Origin of the sequence: Alkalilacustris brevis (assembly GCF_003350345.1) — a bacterium.
Taxonomy (GTDB): Bacteria; Pseudomonadota; Alphaproteobacteria; order Rhodobacterales; family Rhodobacteraceae; genus Alkalilacustris; species Alkalilacustris brevis.
Genome location: NZ_QNVJ01000097.1, coordinates 51,515 through 72,988 on the forward strand (window position 1 = coordinate 51,515; position 21,474 = coordinate 72,988).

A 21,474-nucleotide genomic window follows, 5' to 3' on the forward strand; every position below is an offset into this window, starting at 1 on the left:
GCTAGCCTTCCCCGCTTTCACCCGGTCCGGGCGGAGGGCCTGGCCGGTCGTCATAAAGGCGGCTGGCGCGATACTGTTCGGCGGCGAAACGGCCCAGCACACCCAGCGCCGCCGCAAGCGGGATCGCCACCAGCATGCCACTGAACCCGAAAAGGGTGCCGAAGGCCGACAGCGCCAGCAGCAGCCAGACCGGATGCAGCCCGACCGAGCGCCCCACCAGCTTGGGCACCAGGATGTTGCCCTCCAGGGCCTGCCCCAGCACGAACACCGCCACCACGATGCCGATAGCCAGCGGCTCGCCCCAGAACTGAAACAGTGCCAGCCCGATGGCCAGCACGCCGCCCACGATCGCCCCGATATAGGGGATGAACGAGATCAGCCCGGCCGTGACCCCCACCGCCAGGCCATATTGCAGGCCCGCCAGCATCAGCGCCCCAGAGTAATACACGGCCAGGACAAGGCACACGGTCAACTGCCCGCGCACGAATCCCGCGATGGCATGATCGATCTCGCCGGCCAGGCGGCGGATCGTCGGGGCATGGTCGCGCGGCAGATAGGCATCGATCCGCGCGATCAGGCGCGGCCAGTCAAGCAGCAGGTAGAAGGCAACGACCGGCGCGATCACCAGAAAGATGAAGAACCCCAGCACACTGCGCGCCGAGGTCACGACCCCCTCGACCAGCGCATCGCCGCGCTGCCGGATATTCTCGCCCAGGGCGGCAAGCCCGTCGCGCATGGCGCCGTCTGCATCGAAGCTGGCCGAAACATGGGTGGCGACAAAGGCTTGCAACTGCTGGAAAATATCGGGCGCGGCCTCGAATAGCTGCAGGATCTGGGTGAAAATCCGCGGGATGATCAGCAGCCCCGCCAACACGACCACCGAGGCCAGCGCCAGCGAAATCACGATCACCGCCGCCAGCCGCGGCAACCCGGCCTGCTGCATCCGCCGCACCACCGGATCGAGGAAATAGGCCACCGCTGCCCCCACGAGAAACGGAAGCAGCACGTCGCCCAGCAGCCAGAGCACGCCCAGAAGCACCGCCGCGGCGATGCCCCAGTAATGCAACTGGTCCCTGACGGGCAGGCTCATATCCGTATCCCTCGCGCGATGCTGCCTGTTCTCTCTTCGCCCATGCGCCCGCCGCGCGCAACCGATGATGCATGCGGCGGGCGCATGGCGCTGTCGCTGCGCTCTTGTCTGGGCGATGCGGCTGGCATACACCTGCCGCCAAACCCTTTCCGGCCCAGAGGTTTGCCCGAATGCGCCTTTCCCGCTATTTTCTGCCCGTCCTCAAGGAAACCCCCTCCGAGGCCCAGATCGCCAGCCACCGGCTGATGCTGCGCGCCGGCATGATCCGCCAGCAGGCCGCGGGCATCTATTCCTGGCTGCCGCTGGGCTTCAAGGTGCTGCGCCGGATCGAGGAAATCGTGCATCAGGAACAGGTGCGCGCCGGGCATATCCCGCTCCTGATGCCCACGCTTCAGCCTGCCGACCTGTGGCGCGAAAGCGGCCGCTATGACGATTACGGCGAGGAAATGCTGCGCATCCAGGATCGCCACAAGCGCGACCTGCTTTATGGGCCGACCAACGAGGAGATGATCACCGACATCTTCCGCACCCATGTGGGCAGCTACCGCGACCTGCCGCTGACACTCTATCACATCCAGTGGAAATTCCGTGACGAGATCCGCCCCCGTTTCGGGGTGATGCGCGGGCGCGAGTTCCTGATGAAGGACGGCTACAATTTCGACATCGACAAGGATGCGGCGCTGCACGCTTATAACCGCCACATGGTCGCCTACCTGCGCACCTACGAGCGCATGGGGCTGACCGCGATCCCGATGCGCGCGGCCTCCGGGCCTATCGGCGGCGACAACACGCATGAATTCCTCGTGTTGGCCTCCACCGGCGAGTCCGAAGTGTTCTACGACACCGCCGTCACCGACCTGAAACTGGGCGCGCGCAAGGTCGATTACGACAACCGCGACGAGGTTTCCGCGATCTGCGAGGAATTCACCAGCCTCTACGCCCGCACCGACGAAACCCATGACGAGGCCGCCTTCGCCGCGGTGCCTGAAGCCCGCCGCAAGGTGGGCCGCGGCATCGAGGTGGGGCAGATCTTCTATTTCGGTACCAAGTATTCCGAACCAATGGGCGCCACCGTGGTCACCCCCGACGGCAGCCGCGTGCCGGTGCATATGGGCAGCCACGGTATCGGCGTCAGCCGCCTCGTGGGCGCGATCATCGAGGCCAGCCATGACGACCGCGGCATCATCTGGCCCGAGGGCGTCACGCCCTTCCACGCGGGTATCGTCAACCTCAAGCAAGGCGACAGCGCCACCGGCGGGGTGTGCGACCAGCTTGTCGCCGGGCTCGAGGCCGCGGGGCTCGCGCCCCTCTATGACGACCGCGAGGAACGCGCCGGCGCCAAATTCGCCACCATGGACCTGATCGGCCTGCCCTGGCGCATCACCGTGGGCCCGCGCGGCCTGGCCTCGGGCAAGGTGGAGCTGACCTGCCGCCGCAGCGGCGAAAGCGACGAGATGTCCCCCGAAGCCGCCGTCGAACGCCTGCGCGAGATCTACGCCCACCACTAGTTGGACGGGCCGCAAGGGGCGCGCGTGCGAGCTGCGGCAAAATGCAGGGGCGCGTCATCTTGCGCAGCTTCCCCGCGCGCCATAGGTATCAGGAGACAGGCACGACAAATCGCAACACATGCAAGGGTTTCGACATGCAGATTCAAGTCAACACCGACAACAATGTCCAGGGGCGGGAAGATGTCATCCGCTTTGTCGAAACGACCGTTCAGTCAAAACTGGGGGCGATCGCCGAGCATCTGACCCGTGTCGAGGTGCATATCGGCGATGAAAACGGCCCCAAGGGCGGCGGCAAACACATGCGCTGCATGGTTGAGGCCCGGCCCGAAGGCCGCGCGCCGGTGGCGGTGACCCACAACGATTCCAACATCAAGAGCGCGATCACCCACGCCATCGACAAGATGCGCAACGCGCTCGACAGCGACCTGGGAAAACTGAAAAAGCACCGCTGACAAGGCGGGGCAGGGCGCGCCTGACAGCATTTCGGCTATTCGTTGAATCGCCGAAACGATTTAACCTTCTGTTTTGTCGCAATTTCGAACCGGAAAAGTCTATCAACTTTTTCTGAAATTGCTTGAATCGCGCGCGCCCGCTTCCGGGGCAAGGGGCATCACGATGGAACTGCTGGGTATTCCCACCTGCGATACCTGCCGCAAGGCGCGCAAGGCGCTGGAAGACGCAGGCCACGAGGTGCAGTTTCGCGACATCCGCAAGGCACCGCTCAGCGATGCCGAACGCACCGCGCTGCTCGCGGTTTTCGGCGACGCCCTCATCAACCGCAAATCCGCGACATGGCGCGCGCTCGACGATACCGCGCGCGCCCTGCCGCCTGCGGCTTTGCTGGCCGAACATGCCACATTGATGAAACGCCCGGTGATCCGCCAGGGCGATCGGCTCCACCTTGGCTGGGGCCCCGAGACCCGCGCCGCCCTGTTGGGCTGATCCGCGCGCCAACCCTGCCGGAAGCTCGCAGAAGCCCGTTCTTCTTGGCAAAAATATCCCCGCCGGAGGCCCCCGCCAGCGACAGGCGCGACGTCAGTCGCTTCAGGACACAGCATCATGGGCGGCTCAGCGCTCGATATCCTCGTCGCGCACGAACATGTTGTCCCAGGCGCGGTCGATCAGCTCGGGCGTCATCTGCCTGGGCAGGCCTTCGAACTCGCAGACCGAAAGCATCTGGTCGATCAGGAAGCCGGGCATGTAATTGGCATAGGCGTTGCCGATCTCGGGAAAGCGCACCTGCATCAGATGCACCAGCGTGCGCTCGTCCAGCGCCATGCCCTTCTTGCGCGCCACGAGCGCGAAAATCTTCAGAAAATCCTGCTGGTCCGGCCCGTCAACCTTGATCTTGAAAAAGATCCGCCGCAGCGCTGCGCGGTCGAAGATCCTGTTGGGGTGGAAGTTTGTGGAAAAGATCACCAGCGTGTCGAAGGGCACGGTGAATTTCTCGCCCGATTGCAGCGCGAGAATGTCATGGCCTTCTTCCAGCGGCACGATCCAGCGGTTGATCAGCGCCTGCGGGGTTTCCTCCTGGCGGCCCAGGTCATCGACGATGAAGACCCCGCCGGTGGCCTTGAACTGCAAGGGCGCCTGATAGGTGCGCGCGGTGGGGTTGTAGGTGAGGTCCAGCATCGAAAGCGTCAGCTCGCCCCCGGTGATCACCGCCGGGCGGTCGCAGCGCACATAGCGCGGGTCATGGCGGTTGGCGTTGCGCCTCAGCGAGGTCGGGTCGTCCTCGGTTGTGTCCGCCTTGGTGTGAATGATCGGGTCGTAGACCGAAATTACCTGGCCGGCATGTTCGACCGCGCGCGGGATGTAGATACGATCGCCCAGCGCATCGCGGATACCGTTCGAGATCGAGGACTTGCCGTTGCCCGGCGGCCCGTAAAGCAGGATCGACCGCCCCGAGGTCACCGCCGGCCCGAGATGGTCGAGCAAGCTGTGCGGCAGGATCAGATCACCCATCGCTGCAGTGAGTTCCGTGCGGGTGATGCGGATGTCGCGCACCGACTGGCGTTCGACCTGGCGGGCGTAATGGGGCATCGGAACCGGCACCGCGCCGTAATATTCCGATTGCGCCAGCGCATCGAGGGCGCGCGCCTTGCCGCTGTCCGACAGCCGGTAGCCCATCTCGCTGCGCGAGGTGGCGCCTAGCGTGCCGGTGGCCTCGAGCAGTTGCTGGCTGCGGGCGATGTCTATGATCTCCTGCGTGACCGGCACCGGCAGGCAGATCGCCCGGGCGATGTCACTGATCTGGTCGAGCGACATTCGGAAAATCGTCTTGAGCAGAATGTCGCGCAGCATGACCGGCGGCAGCCCGGTTTCAGCCAGGGATCGCGGCGGGGTCGGGCCGAACCCGCCTTGCGGTTTGGAGTCGGTGAGCGTGTCGAAATTGTTCATGCAATGCCTCGCATCGCTGTCATTGTCTTGGTCGGGGTGCGGGCCTGGCAGCCCGGCTCATTGGCCCAGGCTTGCGGCCAGCACCAGATAAAGCGCCAGCGCGCCCCCCAGCGCCAGCCCCATGGGAAACTCGCGCCGCTCCCAGGATTCCCAGTGCGGCGCCAGGGCGCGCACCTGCGGCACTGCGCGCAATGCCCGGTGGGTCACGAAGGCTGCCAGCAGCATCGCGGCAAATAATGGCAGAAACAGGGCCACATCGCCCAGCGCCACGAAAGGCGCCATGGCGGCGGCGAACTTGGCATCGCCCGCGCCGATCATGCCGCCCGCGCTCAGAACGAATCCGATCACCAGGATCACCGCGAAATGCGCCCAGCCCCAGGCCCAGCTTTCAAGCGGCAACACCAGCGGCCCGATCAGCAGATACACCCCCAGCAGCGCCAGCACCGCACGGTTGGGGATGCGCATGGATTTCATGTCGCTCCAGGCGACCCAGTATGCGATCGGCAGGGCTGCGGGCAAAAACCACAGCGCGGCACTCGCGGGCAACACAAGCATCAGTTCGTGCGGCCTTCATCGAGCGCGCGCAGCGAGCGCACCGCCACGTCGAAGTGCTGCGGATGGGTCTCGACCGCTTCATGCAGCAACTGGCGGCCGGTGTTCACGTCGCCCTGCTTGATTGCCGTCAGCGCGAGCGTGTGCAGCAGTTGCGCGCGTTCGGTCTGGGTCATGCCGATGACAGGCAGGGTGTAGTTGCGCTGCGCGCCGCGCGCCATCACCAGGTTGTTCTTGGCGGTGAACAGGCCGGGATTGTAATTGAGCGCCTCAGCAAACAGCCTTTCGGCCTCGCGGTGCTCGCCCCGGCTGAGCTTGGAATACCCCCAGTTGTTAAGCACCCCGGCCGGGCGGGTGGTCAGCCCCGCGGCGGTTTCATAGAAACTGTCGGCGCGCTCCCAATCCTGGTTGCTGTCGGCGATCATGGCCTCCAGCCGGTAGCGCTCATAGGTTTCGTGGGTCGGGGGGATGCTGTTCAGCTCGGCCGCGGCGCGCTCCCAGTCGTTGCTGCGGATCAACGCATCGGCATAGGCCACGCGGTCGTCATTGGTGGCCTCGGGCGCGGCGGCAATCTCGCGCCACACCTGCGCGGCCTCTCGCGCGTTGCCCGCGCGCACCAGCGATTTGGCCAGCCCGCGCCGCAGGTCCATCCGCTCGGGGTTGTCCTCGACGGCCCGCCGGAAATACGAGACCGCCTCGGCCGGCTCGGCCGCGGAAAGCATGATCTCGTTGAGATTGGTTTCATCGACCAGGTTGATGCTCTGGATCGCGCGTGCGGCTTCGGCCTCGTCCGGGCCGGTGCTGCAGGCGGCAAGCGCCAGCCCGCTGCAAAGGCACAGACCGAATAGGACAGGTTGGCGCATGGGATGCGTCCTTTTACTGCTCGTCTTGTTGTGGTGTCGACAGGAGCAGGTATTGCCCACTTCCGCGCCGCACCAGCCTCAAACTGCTTTCATTTTCGTCAGAATAGCCGGGATTTTCCGATTTTGCGATAGCCAGCCGCAGATTTTCGCGAATGACGTCAGATCGGCCACTGTCAAGCGCGTAGGCCGTGCGGAAGGTCTGGCGCGCCTCGCCGGTGCGGCCGGTTTCCATCAGCACCACGCCAAGGTTGTTCCAGGCGGGCACGAACTCCTGATCGGCCTCCAGCGCCCGGCGCAGCAGGCGTTCCGACTGGCCCAGCCGCCCCAGCCGAAGGTTGGCCGACCCCAGTGCCGAAAGCACATCGACCGTCGCGCCCTGTTCGCCTGCGCTGCGCAGATAGGCGCGCAGCGCCAGCTCATATTGGCCCGCGGCCATCAGCCGGTGGCCAACCTCCAGCCCGTCCACGGCCTCGGGTATCTCGACATCGGCGGGGGCGGGGGGGCCTACATGCAGGCTGTCCAGCGGTTCAGGCCCGTGTTCGCAGGCCGCCAGCGCGCCAAGGATCAGGCCGAAAAGGAGATATCTTGGCGCGCGCATACCCTCAGAAGCTGTGTGAGTTCAGTGTCTGGTAGATCCCGTAGACCGACGGCCCGATCAGGATGATCATGAGCGGCGGCACCGTCAACAGCATAGTGCCAAGGGTCAGCTTGGTGGGCAGGACGTTGGCCTTTTCCTCGGCGCGCATCACGCGCTTGTCGCGCATCTCGCCGGCATAGACGCGCAGCGCATCGGCGATCGAGGTGCCGAAGGTCGCCGACTGGATCAGCACCGTAACGAAGGCGTTGATGTCGGCGACACCGCAGCGCTTGGACATGTCCTTCAGGACCGAGACGCGGTCCTTGCCGGCCTTGACCTCGTGGCTGACGATCTCGAATTCCTCGGCCAGCGCCGGATAGCCAGCCCGGATCTCGCGCGAGACGCGCAGGATCGACTGATCCATCGACTGCCCCGCCTCGACGCAGACAAGCATCATGTCGAGCGAGTCGGGAAAGCCTTCGATGATCTGCTGCTCGCGTTCGGCGCGGCGCCGCTGGATCCAGTATTTCGGGGCGTAATACCCCAGCAGCGCGGGCCCGAGCACCCACAGAAGCAGCCCTGTGGTGCTGATCTCGCCCGCAGCGCTCTTGTAGATGGCAACCATCACGCCCAGCACCAGAAGCCCCATGCCCAGCGCGAACTGCAGCGCGTTGAACGTGCGCACCGCCGATTTCGCCCTGTAGCCGGCCTGGATCATCTTGAGCCGGGCCGAGGAAAACTCCTTTTCGTCCTGCGGCTCCAGGAAACCCGCGAAACGGTCAAGCTTGTGGCCGGCGGTATCCTTCTGGCGCAGTGCGTTTTCCGGCAGGGGCTTGTCCTGTTGCGTGCCGGAATTTTCCTCACGCAGCTTTTCCAGCGGGTCCGCCTTGCGCGAGGGTATGGTAAGCAGCGTGATGACAATCAGCAAGACGCCCAGCGCGCCCACCGCCAGCAGTGGGCCAAGCGGGCCAAAGGCCTGTTCAAGCAGGGCGTTGATCGACTGAAGCAGTTGCATCCCCGTGTCTCCTCAGACCTTGATATTGACCATGATCTTCATGAAGATCACGTTTGCGACCAGAAACGCCGCCACGACCAGCGCCGCGGGAATGAACAGTGCGGTATCGCGCACCTCGTCGTAGTAGTCCGGCTGCAGCACGTTGATGGCCACCAGGGCAAGGATCGGGAAGCCCGACAGGAACATGCCCGACCATTTGGCCTCGGCGGTGATCGCCTTGACCCTGCGGAACAGCTTGAAACGCGCGCGGATCACCCGGCTCAGCCCTTCGAGGATCTCGGCGAGGTTGCCGCCCGATTGCTGCTGAATCGTCACCGCCACGGCAAGGAAACGCAGATCCTGCATGTCCATCCGTTCCGCCAGCGCGCGCAGGGATTCCGAGATGTCGCGGCCATAGGCCGCCTCGTCGGCGATAACCCCGAATTCCGAGCCGAGCGGGTCTGCCACCTCCTTGGCGACAATGCCCACGGCCGAGGAAAACGGATGCCCCACCCTGAGCGAACGCACCATGAGTTCCACGGCTTCGGGCAGTTGCTCCTCCATCATGGAGAGACGCTTCTTGGCCTTGTTGTTGACCCAAGTGTAGATTGCACCCACACCCATCGCCACGGCCAGCAACGCGCGCACCCCGGCGGCAGCCTCGGTCAGCGCCGAAAGAAGCGCGAAGCTGACAACCGAAAGCAGCAGCATCATCATGATCAACTGCCGCGGGGAGAAGGCGATATTTGCCTTCTGCGCCTTGTCGGCCAGAATCGCGTAAAGCGGGATGCCCTGCGATTTCATGTGCTGGCTCATCTCCTTGCGGAGCTGTTCCAGAACCTGTTCGCGGGGCGTGCCCTTTTCCAGCAGTTCCAGCCGGCGGTTCACTCGGTTGTTCAGGCTGATCGACTTGCCGAAGGCGGTCAGGTAGACCCCTTCGACCAGTAGAAGAACACCCACAAAAACGAGAACGTAGATAAGCGGTGCGGCACTGATTTCCATCGTTCGGCCCCCTTATGCCGGCTCGTAGATCGAGGCGGGCAAATCGTATCCCCACTGCCGGAAGCGTTCGGCAAAGTGCGAGCGCACCCCCGCCGCCGTGAAGCGGCCTATGATTGCCCCGTCGGGCTCCAGCCCGAGGCGTTCGTAGCGGAATATCTCCTGCATGGTGATGACTTCGCCTTCCATGCCCGTCACTTCGGTGATCGAGGTCATCCGGCGCGAACCGTCCTGAAGGCGGTTGACCTGCACGATCAGGTTGACGGCGCTGGCGATCTGGCTGCGCACGGCCTTGGTGGGCATCTCGATCCCTGACATGGCGATCATGTTCTCAAGCCGGCTGACCGCGTCGCGGGCCGAGTTGGCGTGAATGGTGGTCATCGAACCATCGTGGCCGGTGTTCATGGCCTGCAGCATGTCGATCACCTCCTCGCCGCGGGTTTCGCCCACGATGATCCGGTCGGGCCGCATCCGCAGCGCGTTGCGCAGGCAATCGCGCTGGGTCACGGCGCCCTTGCCTTCCACGTTCGGCGGACGGCTTTCCATCCGACCAACATGGGTCTGCTGAAGCTGAAGCTCGGCCGTGTCCTCGATGGTCAGGATGCGTTCGGCATTATCGATAAAGGACGACAGCGCATTGAGCGTCGTCGTCTTGCCCGAGCCGGTGCCGCCCGAGACGATGATGTTGAGCCGCGTGGCGACGGCGGCTTCCAGATAGGCGGCCATCGCCTCGCTGAAGGCGCCGAATCGCACCAGGTCGCTGACGCCCAGCTTTTCCTTCTTGAACTTGCGGATCGACACCAGGCTGCCGTCCACTGCGACCGGCGGCACCATCGCGTTGAAACGCGAGCCATCGGCGAGCCGGGCATCTACATAGGGGTTCGATTCATCGACGCGCCGGCCCACCGCCGAAACGATCTTGTCGATGATGCGCAGCAGGTGCTTTTCATCCTTGAAGGTGATGTCGGTCAGTTGCAGCCGGCCGTTGCGCTCGACAAAGATGCGGTGCGGGCCGTTGACCAGAATGTCGTTGACCGTGTCATCCTTGAGCAGCGGCTCGAGCGGGCCGAGGCCCATCACCTCGAAATAGAGTTCCTGGTTGAGGGCGAGGCGCTCATCCTTGTTGAGCACCATGCTCATTTCATTCAGCGCCTCCGAGGCGATCGACGCGATCTCGGCGCGCAGGTCGGCTTCGGTGGCGTGTTCCAGTGCCGAAAGATTCAGGTTTTCAAGCAGGCGCTTGTGCAGCTCGACCTTGACTTCGCCCAGTTTCGCCTTGCGCTTGCGCTCCTTGTCGGCGGCCACCGCTTCGGCCGTCGGCCTGGGGGGCTGGCTGCGCGACTGCGGCGGGTTGCTGGCGACCGGGCTGATCGGTGGTGGTGGCGCGGTGCCGGCGGTTGCCCTGGGAGCTGCCGCCGCTTTCGCAGTGGCCGTTGCCTGGGGAGGGGGCGCCTCCGCCGGACGGCTGCTGCCCGCTTTCTTGAACCTTGCAAACATCCCGGCCTCCTTTCGCCTCAGGCTTGCGCCTCCGCGGCGGCCCGGTTGCGCTCATGTATTGACCGGGCGAGCTTGAGAATTTCCTTGCGCAACGGGTTTTTAGGCGCGGTTTCCGCCAGTGGCAGGCCGTGGTCGTTCGCCTGCGTGACCGCCTTCTGCCCGTCGGGCAGCCAGATCTCCAGGTCGATATCCAGGCTTTCGGCCATCCGCTTGGCACGTGACTTGGCCGAAAGATCGGTGAATCCCGGCGCGCGGTTGAGCACATAGCGCAGCTTGTCCAGCGGCAGTTCCTCGGCCTTCAGCGCGCGGATCATTCGCAGCGCGTTCTGGGCCGAGCGCATGTCGAGTTCGAGCAGGGCAAAATAGACATGCGCCTGGTTGAGCACCGTCTCGGTCCACTGCACGACCGTGCTTGGCATATCGACGATGACATAGTCGAAATTGGAGCGCGCCATATCCAGCAGGCGCGAGATATCGTCCGGCCCCAGCAGGTCGAGCGGCAGGATATCGGCCGGTGCGGTCAGCACCTGAAGCCGTTCGTTGAACGGCAGCAGCGCCTGCATGAAGGCATCGCGGTCCATCGCCGCAGTGTCGGAGAGCAATTCGTAAATCGCTTCGCGCCGCGGCAGGTCAAGGAATGTCGAGACCGACCCGAATTGCAGGTCGAGGTCCAGCACGCACACGCTGGCGGGGGCCTTGCGATCGGCGATTGCCAGCTCCCAGGCCAGGTTCACGGCGAGCGTCGTGGCGCCGACTCCGCCGGCCAGCCCGTGCACCGGCAGGATTGCCCCGTCATGGCCGCCGCTCGGCCCGCTGCCCTGCGGTGGGGCGTTTTGCTGCGCGCCGGTTTCGGCGGGTGCGGGGGGCTTTCGCAGCCGGGCGATGGCCTCGTGCAAGGCGCCTTCGGGCAGGGGGTAGGGCACGAAATCATCGGCGCCCAGGCGCAGCAGTTGATGCAGCACCATCGGGCTGAGTTCTTCGGCGATCAGGATGACCTTGACCTGTCCGGCCTTGGCCGTCTGGATCAGGTCGCGGATCAGCGGCAGGTTCTCGTCATCCCCGTCGTCCACCGCGATGGCGATGAACTCAAGCGCGGCGGCGTCGGGCTGCCGCAAGAACACCAGCGCATCAGCGAAATTCAGATCGCCCCAGCTTTCACCCAGCTCGGTTTCCATGTCTTCGATGAGAAGGTCAAAATTCTGAACATCCCTGGAAACCGTGCAAGCCAGAACCGGTGCCGCTTCGGGCTCAAGAGCTGCAAGACTCGTCATGGCCTGTACGTCCCTTCCTCAAATCAACGCGGCAAAATTTGCGTTCCGGCAAAACGGACACACGACCGCGGCGCCTTTTCGATTCGATCCCGTTGAGGCGCTGTCAGACTTGTGTTTCGCGGAGAATCTTGGCGACATTGCGGCCAAAAGACCGCGATTATTCGGATTTTGTTGACGGTTCTCATGCGGGCGCGGCACCGTTGCCGCCGCAGGGCCATGGCCCGGCGCGCAGGTCGCCCCCCCGGGGGGGGCGTGAACACGCATTCATGCAGTTGCAGGACAAGGAGCGCGTGGTGCGAGCCTGGCGCCGGCCCGTATCAGCCGCCGCCGCCCAGCGAGGCGCCGCCGCCCGAAGTCGGCGGGTGTGGCCGCGTCGCGCTGGCGACATACTCGCGGAATACCACCCGCGCGTACTGGCCGTTCAGGACGGTCGGGTGATTTTCCACGAACCCCGAAACTTCGGTCACGGTGCGCCGGTTGCGCCGCTCGGGCGCCTGGGTGACGATCAGCGGCTGGGTTTCCCCATGCGAGACGAGCGCCTCTAGCCGCGACCTGGCCACGCCCCGGCTGACCAGGTAATTGACCACGGCATTGGCCCGGCGCAGGCCCAACTGATAGTTATAGGACGGGCTGCCCACCAGGTCGGTGTGGCCATAGACGCGGAAGCGGACCTCGGGGAACTGGTTGATCCAGTGCGCCTGACGGTCGAGCGTGCGCCGCGCTTCGGCATCGAGCTGGGCGCGGTCGAAAGCGAAATTGACGGTGCTGGGCACCTCTTCGGCGAAGCGCTTTCCAAGATCCAGCACATAGGGCATCTGCCCTGACTGGACCATCGTGTTGTGCATCGTGGCGTTGCCGAAACTGCCCGAGTCGATCTGGGCGCCGGCTTCGCTGTCAAAGGTCTGCGGGTCGCAGGCGGCCAGGGCAAGCAGGCTGGCACCAAGGATCAGAATGCGTTGCACGCCGGGGTCTCCCTCAATCCATCACATAGCCGTAAGGGCCGCCGAAATCCTGGCGCGAAACCTCTCCGGCCGCGCCGTCCAGCCGCTCGCCCCGAGCCATCTGGCCGAACAGGAACATCTCGCGCTCGGAGGGCGGGCGCACCCGGTCCGTGGGCAGGGCCAGCGCCTCGCCACGTGTCGGCGTCACCAGGTGCGGGGTCACGATGATGACCAGTTCGCTCTGCTGGCGCTGATAGCTGGTGCTGCGGAACAGCGCGCCAAGCACCGGGATATCGCCAAGCCAGGGCACCTGGCTGGCGGTGTTCTGGAAATCATCCTGCAACAGCCCGGCAATGGCAAAGCTTTCGCCGTCGCGCATCTCGACCGTGGTCGAGGTCTCCCGCCGCCGGAAGGCATTGACGGGGAAGCCGCCCGCACCAACCTCGATCGAGGTGTCGATGCTGCTGACCGCCGCGTTGATCGCCAGGTTGACGACATCGCCATCCACCACCCAGGGTGTGAAGTTCAGCTCGACCCCGAAGGGCTTGTATTCGATCGTGACGCGCCCGTCGGCATCGGCCACCGGGATCGGATATTCGCCCCCGGCAAGAAACTTGGCCTCCTGCCCCGACAGGGCGGTCAGGTTCGGCTCGGCCAGGGTGCGCACCAGGCCCTTGGCCTCAAGCGCCTCCAGCAGAACCGAAAACTGCAGGCTGCCGGCGGTGAACCCCAGATCGAGCGTGCCCTGCGGGTTGCTCAACCCCGTGCCCAGTGAAAGCGAGTTGTTGGAACTCGAAACATTGAACTGCGCCCCCAGCCCTTTGCTGACCGAGCGCTGCATTTCCGCAAAGCGCACCTTCAGCATCACCTGCTGCGAGCCGCCCACCGACATCAGGTTGGAAACCCGCTCGGGCGCATAGCGGTTGGCAAGGTTCAGCGCGCTATCCAGCTTGGCCGAGCTCGACACCACGCCCGACAGCACGATGCCGTCATTGGCGGTGCGCACCTCGATATCCTCGCCGGGCAGGATCTGGCGCAGGCGCTCCTTGAATTCGGCGATGTCGGGCGTGACCTGGACCTCGACATTGGCGATCAACTGGCCGTCGGGCGACAGGATCGTCAGGGTGGTGCGCCCCGGCGTCTTGCCCAGCACATAGATCGAACGATCGGACAGTGTGGAGATATCCGCGATGTTCGGGTTGGCGATCGAAAGCTCGGCGAAGGGCTGATCGCTTTCCACCACAACGGCGCGGTTCATCGGCACATTGAGCGACGAAACCGCCGCGCCATTGAGAATGCGCAGCGTCTCGGCGCTGACCGGCATGGCCGGCACTGCGATCAGGGCGAAGCCGAAAATACTGGCCCGCAGTAGCTTGCTGAATGACATGTGACCTGCCTCTATGTCACGCGGTTTGATCGGGTCTTTGTCTGCCCTCTTGCTGCGCATCATGCGTCATTTGCCATTTTTATGCAAGAATCAACGATTTGGCGCGGGTAGTTTATGTGGATAACGGGCAACAGGCGCTAGCTGTTGTGAAATGCCGGCGGCGCCGCCCCCATATCAGGTGGCAGCGCGGCAGGTTGAGTTTGTTCAATTGTTGTTGCAGGGGATCGGAATTTCGACCACCTCGCCGCCGCGGCGGGTGCGCACGGTGCACCGCTCGGGCTCGGGCGCGCGGGGGGCGGGCTCCTGCATCTGGATGCCCAGCAGGCTGCGCTGATCGACCTCCACGGCCTGGGCCACGCTTTCGTCCATCACACCCACCAGCGCCAGCGAAAGCCGCCCGGTGCTTTGCGCCTGCGCCAAGGAGGCAACCTGTTGCGGTGTGGCCTGGATGGTGACGTTGCGCGCGATCACGGCGCGGTTCTCCCGGTCCTGATCGGCGCTCTGGTCGACGGCGATGATCTGCACGCCGGTTTCGATCAGCCGCGTGATCTCGCCGTTCTGGCTGCGGCCCGTCCAGTAGATATCCACCCGGTCCGAGGGGCGCAGGAAGCCCGAAACCCCGGTCGTCACATTCACCTGGATGGTGAAGGCGCGCATTCCCGACTCAAGCCGCGAGGTGATGCCTGCATCCTGGCCGGGGCGGGTGATCTTGCTGGGCAACAGCGGCTCGCCCGGCTCCATCGCGCGGATCACGTAACGCGCGTCGCCATTCTCGGGGAAGAGTTCGTCAATATCGGTGAAGATGTTTCGCGGTGTGGCGGTGCGCGGCCACTTGATCGGTATGACATCCTCGCGCTGCAAGCGCTCTCCATAGCGAAGCGCACGGCGGGCGGTGTAGACCTCCACGGTTTCCACCACCTGCGACGCGGCCGCGCGAGCCTGGGCCAGTTCCTGCTGGCTCTGGTTGACATACTGCTGCGCCATGAAGGCGGCGAAGCCCGCAAGCCCGATCCCCATGACGAGCACAAGTCCGAATACAATGCGCATGTGCTTTCCTCGTTCGTTGTGTCCGGCGGCGGGTGCGCGCGCCGGGATTCGTGATCTGGCCTTTACCCTCGTTCACAAATGCGGCGAAGTGATGATCTGACGACGACCGTACTGGGGTGCGGGTGCGGCATCCTTGGCCTATGGTTTGTCGTTGCCTAAGTTCAGAATTGCAACAAAACCACAAGAAAATACCGCGCCCGGTACGGGCGCGGTATTCTCAGGTACTTGGCCGTTGGTGATTAAAGCTCGCCGCCGCCTTCGCCAAGCGTCAGGCCAGGACCGTCTGTCGTAATGGTTGCGCCGCCCACGGTATCACTGATATTGTCAGCCAGATCTTTCAGGCCCGGCCCCACGGCCACGACCACGGCGATGCCGAGGCCCACGATGGCGGCGGTCAGGACGACCCAGTCGACGGTCACCGCGCCGGATTCGTCATGGCGGAATTTCTTGATCATGTCGAAAAGTTTCATGTCTCTACTCCGTAAGTTCAGGTTCGCTCGTTTCCGATGGCCGGTTCCGGACCTGTTGAGCGCCAACCTCTGCCTTGGTGCTCGTCCATCGCGGCATGACCACATAAGGCCCCCGAATCGTGGCGAGACTTTGACGCGGATCGTGCAATTTTGAAGCGTGGAAATTTTTTCTTAACGATCTTCATAAGTATATGAAAACATAAGGAAAAATTTTCCTTCAGGGTGCGATTATCCCCCCATGGTTGCAGAATGTGGGGCGGGAATCACCCCCTCGGGCGCTGCTTTTTCTGGTTTTCTCGGCCGTTTTCTGCGAAGGCTTCCAGCAAGGATAACGGCGGATCGCCGGACAAAAGCACAAGAATCGCACCGGGGCAGGGCAGCTATGCGGTGTCATCTCTATCTGGCAATGGCCCTCGGGCTGGGGGCGGCGCTGGGCCATCCGGCCCCGGCGTCGGCGCAGGAAGTGGCGGCCCCGGCTCCCTCGCGCGGGGACTTCACCTTTCGCCGGGTGCGCCCGCCCGAACCGGGCGGCGGCCCGCGCATCACCGTCCAGATCGACCCGGAAGAACAGGCGCGGCTGCTGGCTTTGCCGTTGCTGCCACCCCCCGCCAACCCGCCCGCAGGGGTGCCGGGCGGGGCAGGCCGCGCCGTGGCTGACGATTTCGGCTGGTTCTGGCAGGCGGTAGAGCCGGGGATCGAGGCCGGGGCAGGCCGGTTTCAAAAGGCACTCGACGCGCTGGCAGACCCCGCGCGGGCGGGCAGCACCCCGGCGCCACGCCTGCAGCACCTGCAGGAAATCGCCGCCCGCCACGGCCCCGACATCCTTCTGGCCACGGTCGGCACACGGGTGTCGCCCGCGCTGGTGCTGGCGGTGATCGCGGTCGAATCCTCGGGGCGGGTAGATGCCCTCAGCCACAAGGGCGCGCAGGGGCTGATGCAGCTCATCCCCGCCACGGCGGAACGCTTCGGCGTGGGCGATGCCCATGACGCCAGCGAGAACATCCGTGGCGGGGTGGCCTATCTGGACTGGCTGCTGGACGAATTCAACCAGGATGCCGTGCTGGCGCTGGCCGGCTATAACGCCGGCGAAAACGCCGTGCGCCGCAACGGCGGCGTGCCGCCCTTCGCCGAAACCCGCGCCTATGTGCCCAAGGTGCTGGCGGCATGGAAGGTGGCCCGGGGCCTCTGCCTCACCCCGCCCGAACTGCCCGGCGATGGTTGCGTCTTTCGCGTGGCGGCGCGCGCGGGGCCCTGAGGCGGGCGAGGGGGCTTTCCGCCCCCTCTGCGGCTGCGCCGCATTCACCCTCGAGGATATTTCTTTCACAGTGAAGGCGTGGTTAGGGTTTACTTAACCCCGGTGAGGCAGAAGGGGGGCGCGGTACAGGCGGGGACGCCGATGACCGCCACAGTGAAACGCCCTGCCTTTTCCGGCAGGGCGTGACCACTTTCCCTGCGCTTCACTGTGGGGAAATATCCCCGCCGGAGGCTTTCCGCTGAAAGCGGAAAAATGCCGTCTCCGGAAGCGGGCGCGCGGGTTGCTGCTGCCGGGCCGGCACCGGAGGCGGGCGGGTCAGCCGACGATCGTGGCGGCTGTCTTCTGCCGGATCTCGTCTTCGGTCACATCCGGGGCGGTTTCGACGATGCGCAGCCCGCCCTCGACTACATCGAGCACGCCGAGATTGGTGATGATGCGGTTGACCACGCCCTTGCCGGTCAGCGGCAGGGTGCATTCCTTCAGCAGCTTGGGGTCGCCGGCCTTGTTGGTGTGGTCCATCACCACCACCACGCGCTTGACGCCGGCCACGAGGTCCATCGCGCCGCCCATGCCCTTGACCAGCTTGCCGGGGATCATCCAGTTGGCCAGATCGCCGTTCTCGGCCACTTCCATCGCGCCGAGGATGGCCATGGCGATCTTGCCGCCGCGGATCATCGCGAAGCTTTCGGCGCTGTCGAAGAAGCTGGTGCGGTCCAGCGCCGTCACGGTCTCTTTGCCGGCGTTGATCAGGTCGGGGTCGATTTCGTTTTCGGTGGGGAAGGGGCCGATGCCCAGCATCCCGTTTTCCGACTGCAGCGTGACATCGACGCCTTCGGGGATGTAATTGGCCACCAGCGTCGGGATGCCGATGCCGAGGTTTACATACATCCCGTCTTCAAGTTCCTGCGCCGCGCGGGCGGCCATCTGGTTGCGATCCCAGGGCATGTGCTTTCCTCCCTTTTTCAGGCCGCGCGCGTGGTGCGCTTTTCGATCCGCTTCTCGTGCTCGCCCTGGATCAGGCGGTGCACATAGACGCCGGGCAGGTGGATACAATCGGGGTCGAGCGAGCCGCGGGGCACGATCTCCTCGACCTCGACCACGCAGACGCGCCCGCACATCGCCGCCGGCGGGTTGAAGTTGCGCGCGGTCTTGCGAAACACCAGGTTGCCGGTGTCGTCCGCCTTCCAGGCCTTGACGATCGACAGGTCGGCGACGATCCCGCGTTCCAGGATGTAGGTCTCGCCGTCGAATTCCTTGTGTTCCTTGCCCTCGGCTATCTGGGTGCCGACGCCGGTTTTCGTATAGAAACCGGCGATCCCCGCGCCGCCGGCGCGCATGCGCTCGGCCAGGGTGCCTTGCGGGTTGAATTCAAGCTCGAGCTCGCCGGAGAGGAACTGGCGCATGAACTCGGCGTTCTCGCCGACATAGGAGGACATCATCTTTCGGATCTGTTTGGACTGCAACAGAATGCCCAGGCCGAAGTCATCCACCCCGCAATTGTTCGAGGCCACTGTCAGCCCATTGACGCCCGAGTCGCGGATTGCCGCGATCAGGAGTTCCGGGATGCCGCACAGGCCGAAGCCGCCCGCCGCGATGGTCATCTCGTCGAACAGAAGCCCGTCGAGAGCTTCTGCCGCCGAGCCATAGATTTTCTTCATGAAATCTCTCCCCGCTGCCGTCTGTTGCAGGATTTGTGGCGGCTGCGGGCGGCGGTGTCAATCAATTGTGCAGCTGCAATGCGGCGGTGCGGCAACGCCCCGCCCCGGTAGGGAGCGGGCGTTGCGGGCCTATTTCGCGCTGCCTTGCGCGGTCTTGGCGCTCTTGGTCGCCGCCTTGGGCTTTGCCGCCGATTTTGCCGCCTTGCCGGATTTCGCCGTCTTGGCCTTGGCCTTCGCGGGCTTCTTGCCCTTGCCGCCCTTGGCCGCCTTTTGCGCGATCAGTGCCACGGCCTCGTCCATGGTCAGGGCCTCGGGTTCGGTGCCCTTGGGAAGCGTGGCGTTGATCTTGCCCCATTTGACATAGGGGCCGTAGCGCCCGTTCATCACGTTCACCGGGCCGCCCTCTTCGGGGTGCTCGCCCAGTTCCTTGAGCGGCGCGGCCGTGGTTCGGCCGCGGCTGGCTTTCTGCGCCAGCACCTCGACCGCGCGGTTCATCCCGACGGTGAAGACCTCATCCACCTCGGGCAGGTTGGCATAAACCCGGCCGTGGCGCACATAGGGGCCGTAGCGGCCGATCCCGGCCTCGATCATCTCGCCATCATCGGGGTGGGGCCCGACCTCGCGCGGCAGATCGAGCAGCATGAGCGCGCGCTCGAGGGTGATCTCGTCCAGCGCCCAGCCCTTGGGCAGCGAAGCGCGCGGCGGTTTGGGCACCTCTTCGCTGGCCTCGCCGCGCTGCACATAGGGGCCGAAGCGGCCGGTGCGCAGGGTGATTGGCTGGTCCGCTTCGTCATGGCCGAGCAGTTTGCCATCGGGGCCGATGGCGCCGTTGTCTTCATCGCCGCCCGAGATGGGGCGGGTATAGCGGCATTCGGGATAGTTCGTGCAGCCGATGAAGGCGCCGCCGGCGCGCGAGGTGCGCAGATTGAGCCGCCCGGCATTGCAGGCCGGGCAAAGGCGCGGGTCGGCGCCATCCTCGCGCGGCGGATAAAGCCGCGGTGCGAGCACCTCGTCGATCTTTTCCAGCACTTCGGTGATGCGCAGATCGGAGGTTTCGCCAAGGGCTGCCGAGAAGTCGCGCCAGAACCGCTCAAGCACCTCCTTGTAGTCGGCCTCGCCCGCCGAGATGTCGTCAAGCTGGCGCTCAAGGTCGGCGGTGAAATCATAGCCGACATACTGGCGGAAGTAGTTGAGCAGGAAGATCGTGACCAGCCGGCCCTTGTCTTCGGGGATCAGGCGGTTCTTGTCCTTGCGGACATAGCCGCGATCCTGGATCGTGGTCACGATCGAGGCATAGGTCGAGGGCCGGCCGATGCCGACCTCCTCCATTTTCTTGACCAGCGTGGCCTCGGTATAGCGCGGCGGCGGCTGTGTGAAATGCTGCAGGCCGAGCACCGAATCCTCGGCGCCGATCAGCGCGGCGGGGCCTTTCACCTTGCCGGTCTCGGCGGCGGCGCTGGCGGCCTTGTCGAAGGCCTCGCGGTAGCTGTGCTTGTGCGAAAGCGCCGCGGCTTCACCCTCGGTGATCTGGGGCAGGCGCTTGTCGTCCTCGTCGGGGGTGTCGTCGCGGCCTTCCTCGTAGACCTTCATGAAACCGTCGAACAGCACCACCTGCCCGGTGGCGCGCAGGCCGACCTGGCCGTCCTTGCTGCCGATCTCGACCGTGGTGCGCTCCATCCGCGCGGCGGCCATCTGGCAGGCGATGGAACGTTTCCAGATCAGGTCATAAAGCTTGCGCTGGTCGGCATCCGTCAGCCGCAGCTTGTCAGGGGCGGTGCCCATGTCGGTGGGGCGGATGCATTCATGTGCTTCCTGCGCGTTCTTGGCCTTGTTCTTGTACATGCGCGGGCTGCCGGGGACGTAGGCCTCGCCATAGCGGCGCTTGATCTCGTCGCGCGCGGCCATCACGGCCTCGGGCGCCATGTCGATCCCGTCGGTCCGCATGTAGGTGATATATCCGGCCTCGTAGAGCCGCTGCGCCGCTGACATCGTTTGCCGCGCGCCCATGCCGAACTTGCGGCTGGCTTCCTGCTGCAGGGTCGAGGTCATGAAGGGCGCGGAGGGGTTGCGGCTGGCAGGCTTGGCCTCCACCGAATGTATGAAAAGTTCACGTGAGCCGACCGCCTGCACCGCCATTTCGGCCTCTTCGGCGGTGGACAGATCGAATTTGTCCAACTTCTTGCCGCCCAGCATGGTGAGCCGGGCCTCGTAATCCTGGCCGCGCGGGGTGCTGAACATGGCCAGAACCGACCAGTATTCCTGCGGGCGGAAAGCCTCGATCTCCATCTCGCGTTCGACGATCAGGCGCAGCGCGACCGACTGCACGCGCCCGGCCGATTTGGCGCCGGGCAGCTTGCGCCAGAGCACCGGGCTGAGGTTGAAACCCACCAGGTAATCCAGCGCCCTGCGTGCGAGATAGGCGCGCACCAGTTCCATATCGACTTCGCGCGGGGACTCCATCGCCTTGGTGACGGCCGATTTGGTGATGGCGTTGAACACCACGCGGCTGACGCGGGTGTCCTTCTTCAGGGCGCGCGACTTGGCCAGCGCCTCGGTCAGGTGCCACGAGATCGCCTCGCCCTCGCGGTCGGGGTCGGTGGCGAGGATCAGTTCGTTGTCGTCCTTGAGCGCATCGGAAATCGCCTTGAGGTGCTTGCGGCTGTCCGGCGAGACCTCCCATTTCATCTCGAAATCATGCTCAGGGTCGACCGAACCATCCTTTGGCGGCAGGTCGCGCACATGCCCGAACGAGGCCAGAACGGTGTAGTCGTCGCCCAGATACTTGTTGATTGTCTTGGCCTTGGCCGGAGACTCGACAACGACGACCGCCATGAATGACCTCTTTCAGAAACCGCTTCCCAATGCCAAGAGCTATGGCGCAGCTACTTGCGTGGCAAGTGCAGCGGATGTCAATGCGCCGCAGAAGATGCGGGCCGGGCACCGTGGCGGGCTGTGGCCGAACACC

Annotated in this window: 20 protein-coding genes; 4 read left to right on the top strand and 16 right to left on the bottom strand. The window is 64.8% G+C overall.

The window, feature by feature from the left end:
* Position 1: 1 nt before the first annotated feature.
* Positions 2-1,090 carry an AI-2E family transporter gene (locus tag DQ229_RS15215; RefSeq protein WP_114967119.1) on the bottom strand — a complete coding sequence of 363 codons (1,089 nt, stop codon included), beginning with the start codon at positions 1,088-1,090 and terminating at the stop codon, positions 2-4.
* Positions 1,091-1,260: 170 nt separating this feature from the next.
* On the opposite strand from DQ229_RS15215, the gene proS reads away from it, so the two are divergent.
* The 3 genes from proS (at position 1,261) to DQ229_RS15230 (ending at position 3,540) form a co-directional block, all read left to right on the top strand.
* Positions 1,261-2,598, top strand: coding sequence for a proline--tRNA ligase (gene proS, locus DQ229_RS15220; protein ID WP_114967120.1), 1,338 nt, complete (start codon positions 1,261-1,263; stop codon positions 2,596-2,598).
* A gap of 134 nt (positions 2,599-2,732) precedes the next feature.
* Positions 2,733-3,050, top strand: a complete 318-nt coding sequence (locus tag DQ229_RS15225; protein ID WP_114967171.1) for an HPF/RaiA family ribosome-associated protein — start codon at positions 2,733-2,735, stop codon at positions 3,048-3,050.
* 163 nt (positions 3,051-3,213) lie between these two features.
* On the top strand, positions 3,214-3,540 hold the full coding sequence (locus DQ229_RS15230) for an arsenate reductase family protein (RefSeq protein ID WP_114967172.1): 327 nt from the start codon (positions 3,214-3,216) through the stop codon (positions 3,538-3,540).
* A gap of 126 nt (positions 3,541-3,666) precedes the next feature.
* Here DQ229_RS15230 and DQ229_RS15235 read toward each other — a convergent pair whose 3' ends face one another.
* The 12 genes from DQ229_RS15235 to DQ229_RS15290 form a co-directional block, all read right to left on the bottom strand.
* Positions 3,667-4,998, bottom strand: coding sequence for an ATPase (locus DQ229_RS15235; protein WP_114967121.1), 1,332 nt, complete (start codon positions 4,996-4,998; stop codon positions 3,667-3,669).
* Positions 4,999-5,055: 57 nt separating this feature from the next.
* Entirely contained in the window at positions 5,056-5,553 is a 498-nt protein-coding gene (locus DQ229_RS15240; protein ID WP_114967122.1) for a prepilin peptidase, read from the bottom strand.
* A complete protein-coding gene (locus DQ229_RS15245; RefSeq protein WP_114967123.1) occupies positions 5,553-6,413 on the bottom strand; it encodes a tetratricopeptide repeat protein in 861 nt (286 codons plus the stop codon). The genes DQ229_RS15240 and DQ229_RS15245 overlap by 1 nt, the downstream gene beginning before the upstream one ends.
* A 13-nt stretch (positions 6,414-6,426) precedes the next feature.
* Positions 6,427-7,011 (bottom strand): tetratricopeptide repeat protein, encoded by a 585-nt coding sequence (locus DQ229_RS15250; protein WP_114967124.1) that lies wholly within the window; start codon positions 7,009-7,011, stop codon positions 6,427-6,429.
* 4 nt (positions 7,012-7,015) lie between these two features.
* A complete protein-coding gene (locus DQ229_RS15255; RefSeq protein WP_114967125.1) occupies positions 7,016-8,005 on the bottom strand; it encodes a type II secretion system F family protein in 990 nt (329 codons plus the stop codon).
* A gap of 12 nt (positions 8,006-8,017) precedes the next feature.
* Complete coding sequence (locus DQ229_RS15260) at positions 8,018-8,986, bottom strand: type II secretion system F family protein (protein WP_114967126.1); 969 nt, start codon at positions 8,984-8,986, stop codon at positions 8,018-8,020.
* Positions 8,987-8,998: 12 nt separating this feature from the next.
* Complete coding sequence (locus DQ229_RS15265; RefSeq protein WP_114967127.1) at positions 8,999-10,480, bottom strand: TadA family conjugal transfer-associated ATPase; 1,482 nt, start codon at positions 10,478-10,480, stop codon at positions 8,999-9,001.
* 17 nt (positions 10,481-10,497) lie between these two features.
* Positions 10,498-11,751, bottom strand: coding sequence for a CpaE/TadZ family protein (locus DQ229_RS15270; protein WP_114967128.1), 1,254 nt, complete (start codon positions 11,749-11,751; stop codon positions 10,498-10,500).
* A gap of 317 nt (positions 11,752-12,068) precedes the next feature.
* On the bottom strand, positions 12,069-12,713 hold the full coding sequence (locus DQ229_RS15275) for an OmpA family protein (RefSeq protein ID WP_238381138.1): 645 nt from the start codon (positions 12,711-12,713) through the stop codon (positions 12,069-12,071).
* A 13-nt stretch (positions 12,714-12,726) separates the two neighbouring features.
* Complete coding sequence (locus tag DQ229_RS15280) at positions 12,727-14,079, bottom strand: type II and III secretion system protein family protein (protein WP_114967173.1); 1,353 nt, start codon at positions 14,077-14,079, stop codon at positions 12,727-12,729.
* 204 nt (positions 14,080-14,283) lie between these two features.
* On the bottom strand, positions 14,284-15,126 hold the full coding sequence (cpaB, locus tag DQ229_RS15285) for a Flp pilus assembly protein CpaB (protein ID WP_114967130.1): 843 nt from the start codon (positions 15,124-15,126) through the stop codon (positions 14,284-14,286).
* A gap of 239 nt (positions 15,127-15,365) precedes the next feature.
* Positions 15,366-15,596, bottom strand: a complete 231-nt coding sequence (locus DQ229_RS15290; protein WP_114967131.1) for a hypothetical protein — start codon at positions 15,594-15,596, stop codon at positions 15,366-15,368.
* A 406-nt stretch (positions 15,597-16,002) separates the two neighbouring features.
* On the opposite strand from DQ229_RS15290, the gene DQ229_RS15295 reads away from it, so the two are divergent.
* Positions 16,003-16,851: a lytic transglycosylase domain-containing protein gene (locus tag DQ229_RS15295; RefSeq protein WP_420796874.1), complete on the top strand. Its 849-nt coding sequence runs from the start codon at positions 16,003-16,005 to the stop codon at positions 16,849-16,851.
* Positions 16,852-17,166: 315 nt separating this feature from the next.
* Here DQ229_RS15295 and DQ229_RS15300 read toward each other — a convergent pair whose 3' ends face one another.
* The 3 genes from DQ229_RS15300 to topA all read right to left on the bottom strand — a co-directional run bounded on the left by DQ229_RS15300 (position 17,167) and on the right by topA (position 21,341).
* Complete coding sequence (locus DQ229_RS15300) at positions 17,167-17,796, bottom strand: 3-oxoacid CoA-transferase subunit B (RefSeq protein ID WP_114967133.1); 630 nt, start codon at positions 17,794-17,796, stop codon at positions 17,167-17,169.
* A gap of 17 nt (positions 17,797-17,813) precedes the next feature.
* Positions 17,814-18,509 carry a CoA transferase subunit A gene (locus DQ229_RS15305; protein ID WP_114967134.1) on the bottom strand — a complete coding sequence of 232 codons (696 nt, stop codon included), beginning with the start codon at positions 18,507-18,509 and terminating at the stop codon, positions 17,814-17,816.
* Between the two features lie 129 nt (positions 18,510-18,638).
* On the bottom strand, positions 18,639-21,341 hold the full coding sequence (gene topA, locus DQ229_RS15310; protein WP_114967135.1) for a type I DNA topoisomerase: 2,703 nt from the start codon (positions 21,339-21,341) through the stop codon (positions 18,639-18,641).
* Positions 21,342-21,474: the final 133 nt, after the last annotated feature.

What these genes read in the sequence shown, in the direction of transcription:
- DQ229_RS15215 (WP_114967119.1), bottom strand. Translation starts at nt 1,090, where the DNA reads ATGAGCCTGCCCGTCAGGGACCAGTTGCATTACTGGGGCATCGCCGCG.
- proS (WP_114967120.1), top strand. Translation starts at nt 1,261, where the DNA reads ATGCGCCTTTCCCGCTATTTTCTGCCCGTCCTCAAGGAAACCCCCTCC.
- DQ229_RS15225 (WP_114967171.1), top strand. Translation starts at nt 2,733, where the DNA reads ATGCAGATTCAAGTCAACACCGACAACAATGTCCAGGGGCGGGAAGAT.
- DQ229_RS15230 (WP_114967172.1), top strand. Translation starts at nt 3,214, where the DNA reads ATGGAACTGCTGGGTATTCCCACCTGCGATACCTGCCGCAAGGCGCGC.
- DQ229_RS15235 (WP_114967121.1), bottom strand. Translation starts at nt 4,998, where the DNA reads ATGAACAATTTCGACACGCTCACCGACTCCAAACCGCAAGGCGGGTTC.
- DQ229_RS15240 (WP_114967122.1), bottom strand. Translation starts at nt 5,553, where the DNA reads ATGCTTGTGTTGCCCGCGAGTGCCGCGCTGTGGTTTTTGCCCGCAGCC.
- DQ229_RS15245 (WP_114967123.1), bottom strand. Translation starts at nt 6,413, where the DNA reads ATGCGCCAACCTGTCCTATTCGGTCTGTGCCTTTGCAGCGGGCTGGCG.
- DQ229_RS15250 (WP_114967124.1), bottom strand. Translation starts at nt 7,011, where the DNA reads ATGCGCGCGCCAAGATATCTCCTTTTCGGCCTGATCCTTGGCGCGCTG.
- DQ229_RS15255 (WP_114967125.1), bottom strand. Translation starts at nt 8,005, where the DNA reads ATGCAACTGCTTCAGTCGATCAACGCCCTGCTTGAACAGGCCTTTGGC.
- DQ229_RS15260 (WP_114967126.1), bottom strand. Translation starts at nt 8,986, where the DNA reads ATGGAAATCAGTGCCGCACCGCTTATCTACGTTCTCGTTTTTGTGGGT.
- DQ229_RS15265 (WP_114967127.1), bottom strand. Translation starts at nt 10,480, where the DNA reads ATGTTTGCAAGGTTCAAGAAAGCGGGCAGCAGCCGTCCGGCGGAGGCG.
- DQ229_RS15270 (WP_114967128.1), bottom strand. Translation starts at nt 11,751, where the DNA reads ATGACGAGTCTTGCAGCTCTTGAGCCCGAAGCGGCACCGGTTCTGGCT.
- DQ229_RS15280 (WP_114967173.1), bottom strand. Translation starts at nt 14,079, where the DNA reads ATGTCATTCAGCAAGCTACTGCGGGCCAGTATTTTCGGCTTCGCCCTG.
- cpaB (WP_114967130.1), bottom strand. Translation starts at nt 15,126, where the DNA reads ATGCGCATTGTATTCGGACTTGTGCTCGTCATGGGGATCGGGCTTGCG.
- DQ229_RS15290 (WP_114967131.1), bottom strand. Translation starts at nt 15,596, where the DNA reads ATGAAACTTTTCGACATGATCAAGAAATTCCGCCATGACGAATCCGGC.
- DQ229_RS15295 (WP_420796874.1), top strand. Translation starts at nt 16,003, where the DNA reads ATGGCCCTCGGGCTGGGGGCGGCGCTGGGCCATCCGGCCCCGGCGTCG.
- DQ229_RS15300 (WP_114967133.1), bottom strand. Translation starts at nt 17,796, where the DNA reads ATGCCCTGGGATCGCAACCAGATGGCCGCCCGCGCGGCGCAGGAACTT.
- DQ229_RS15305 (WP_114967134.1), bottom strand. Translation starts at nt 18,509, where the DNA reads ATGAAGAAAATCTATGGCTCGGCGGCAGAAGCTCTCGACGGGCTTCTG.
- topA (WP_114967135.1), bottom strand. Translation starts at nt 21,341, where the DNA reads ATGGCGGTCGTCGTTGTCGAGTCTCCGGCCAAGGCCAAGACAATCAAC.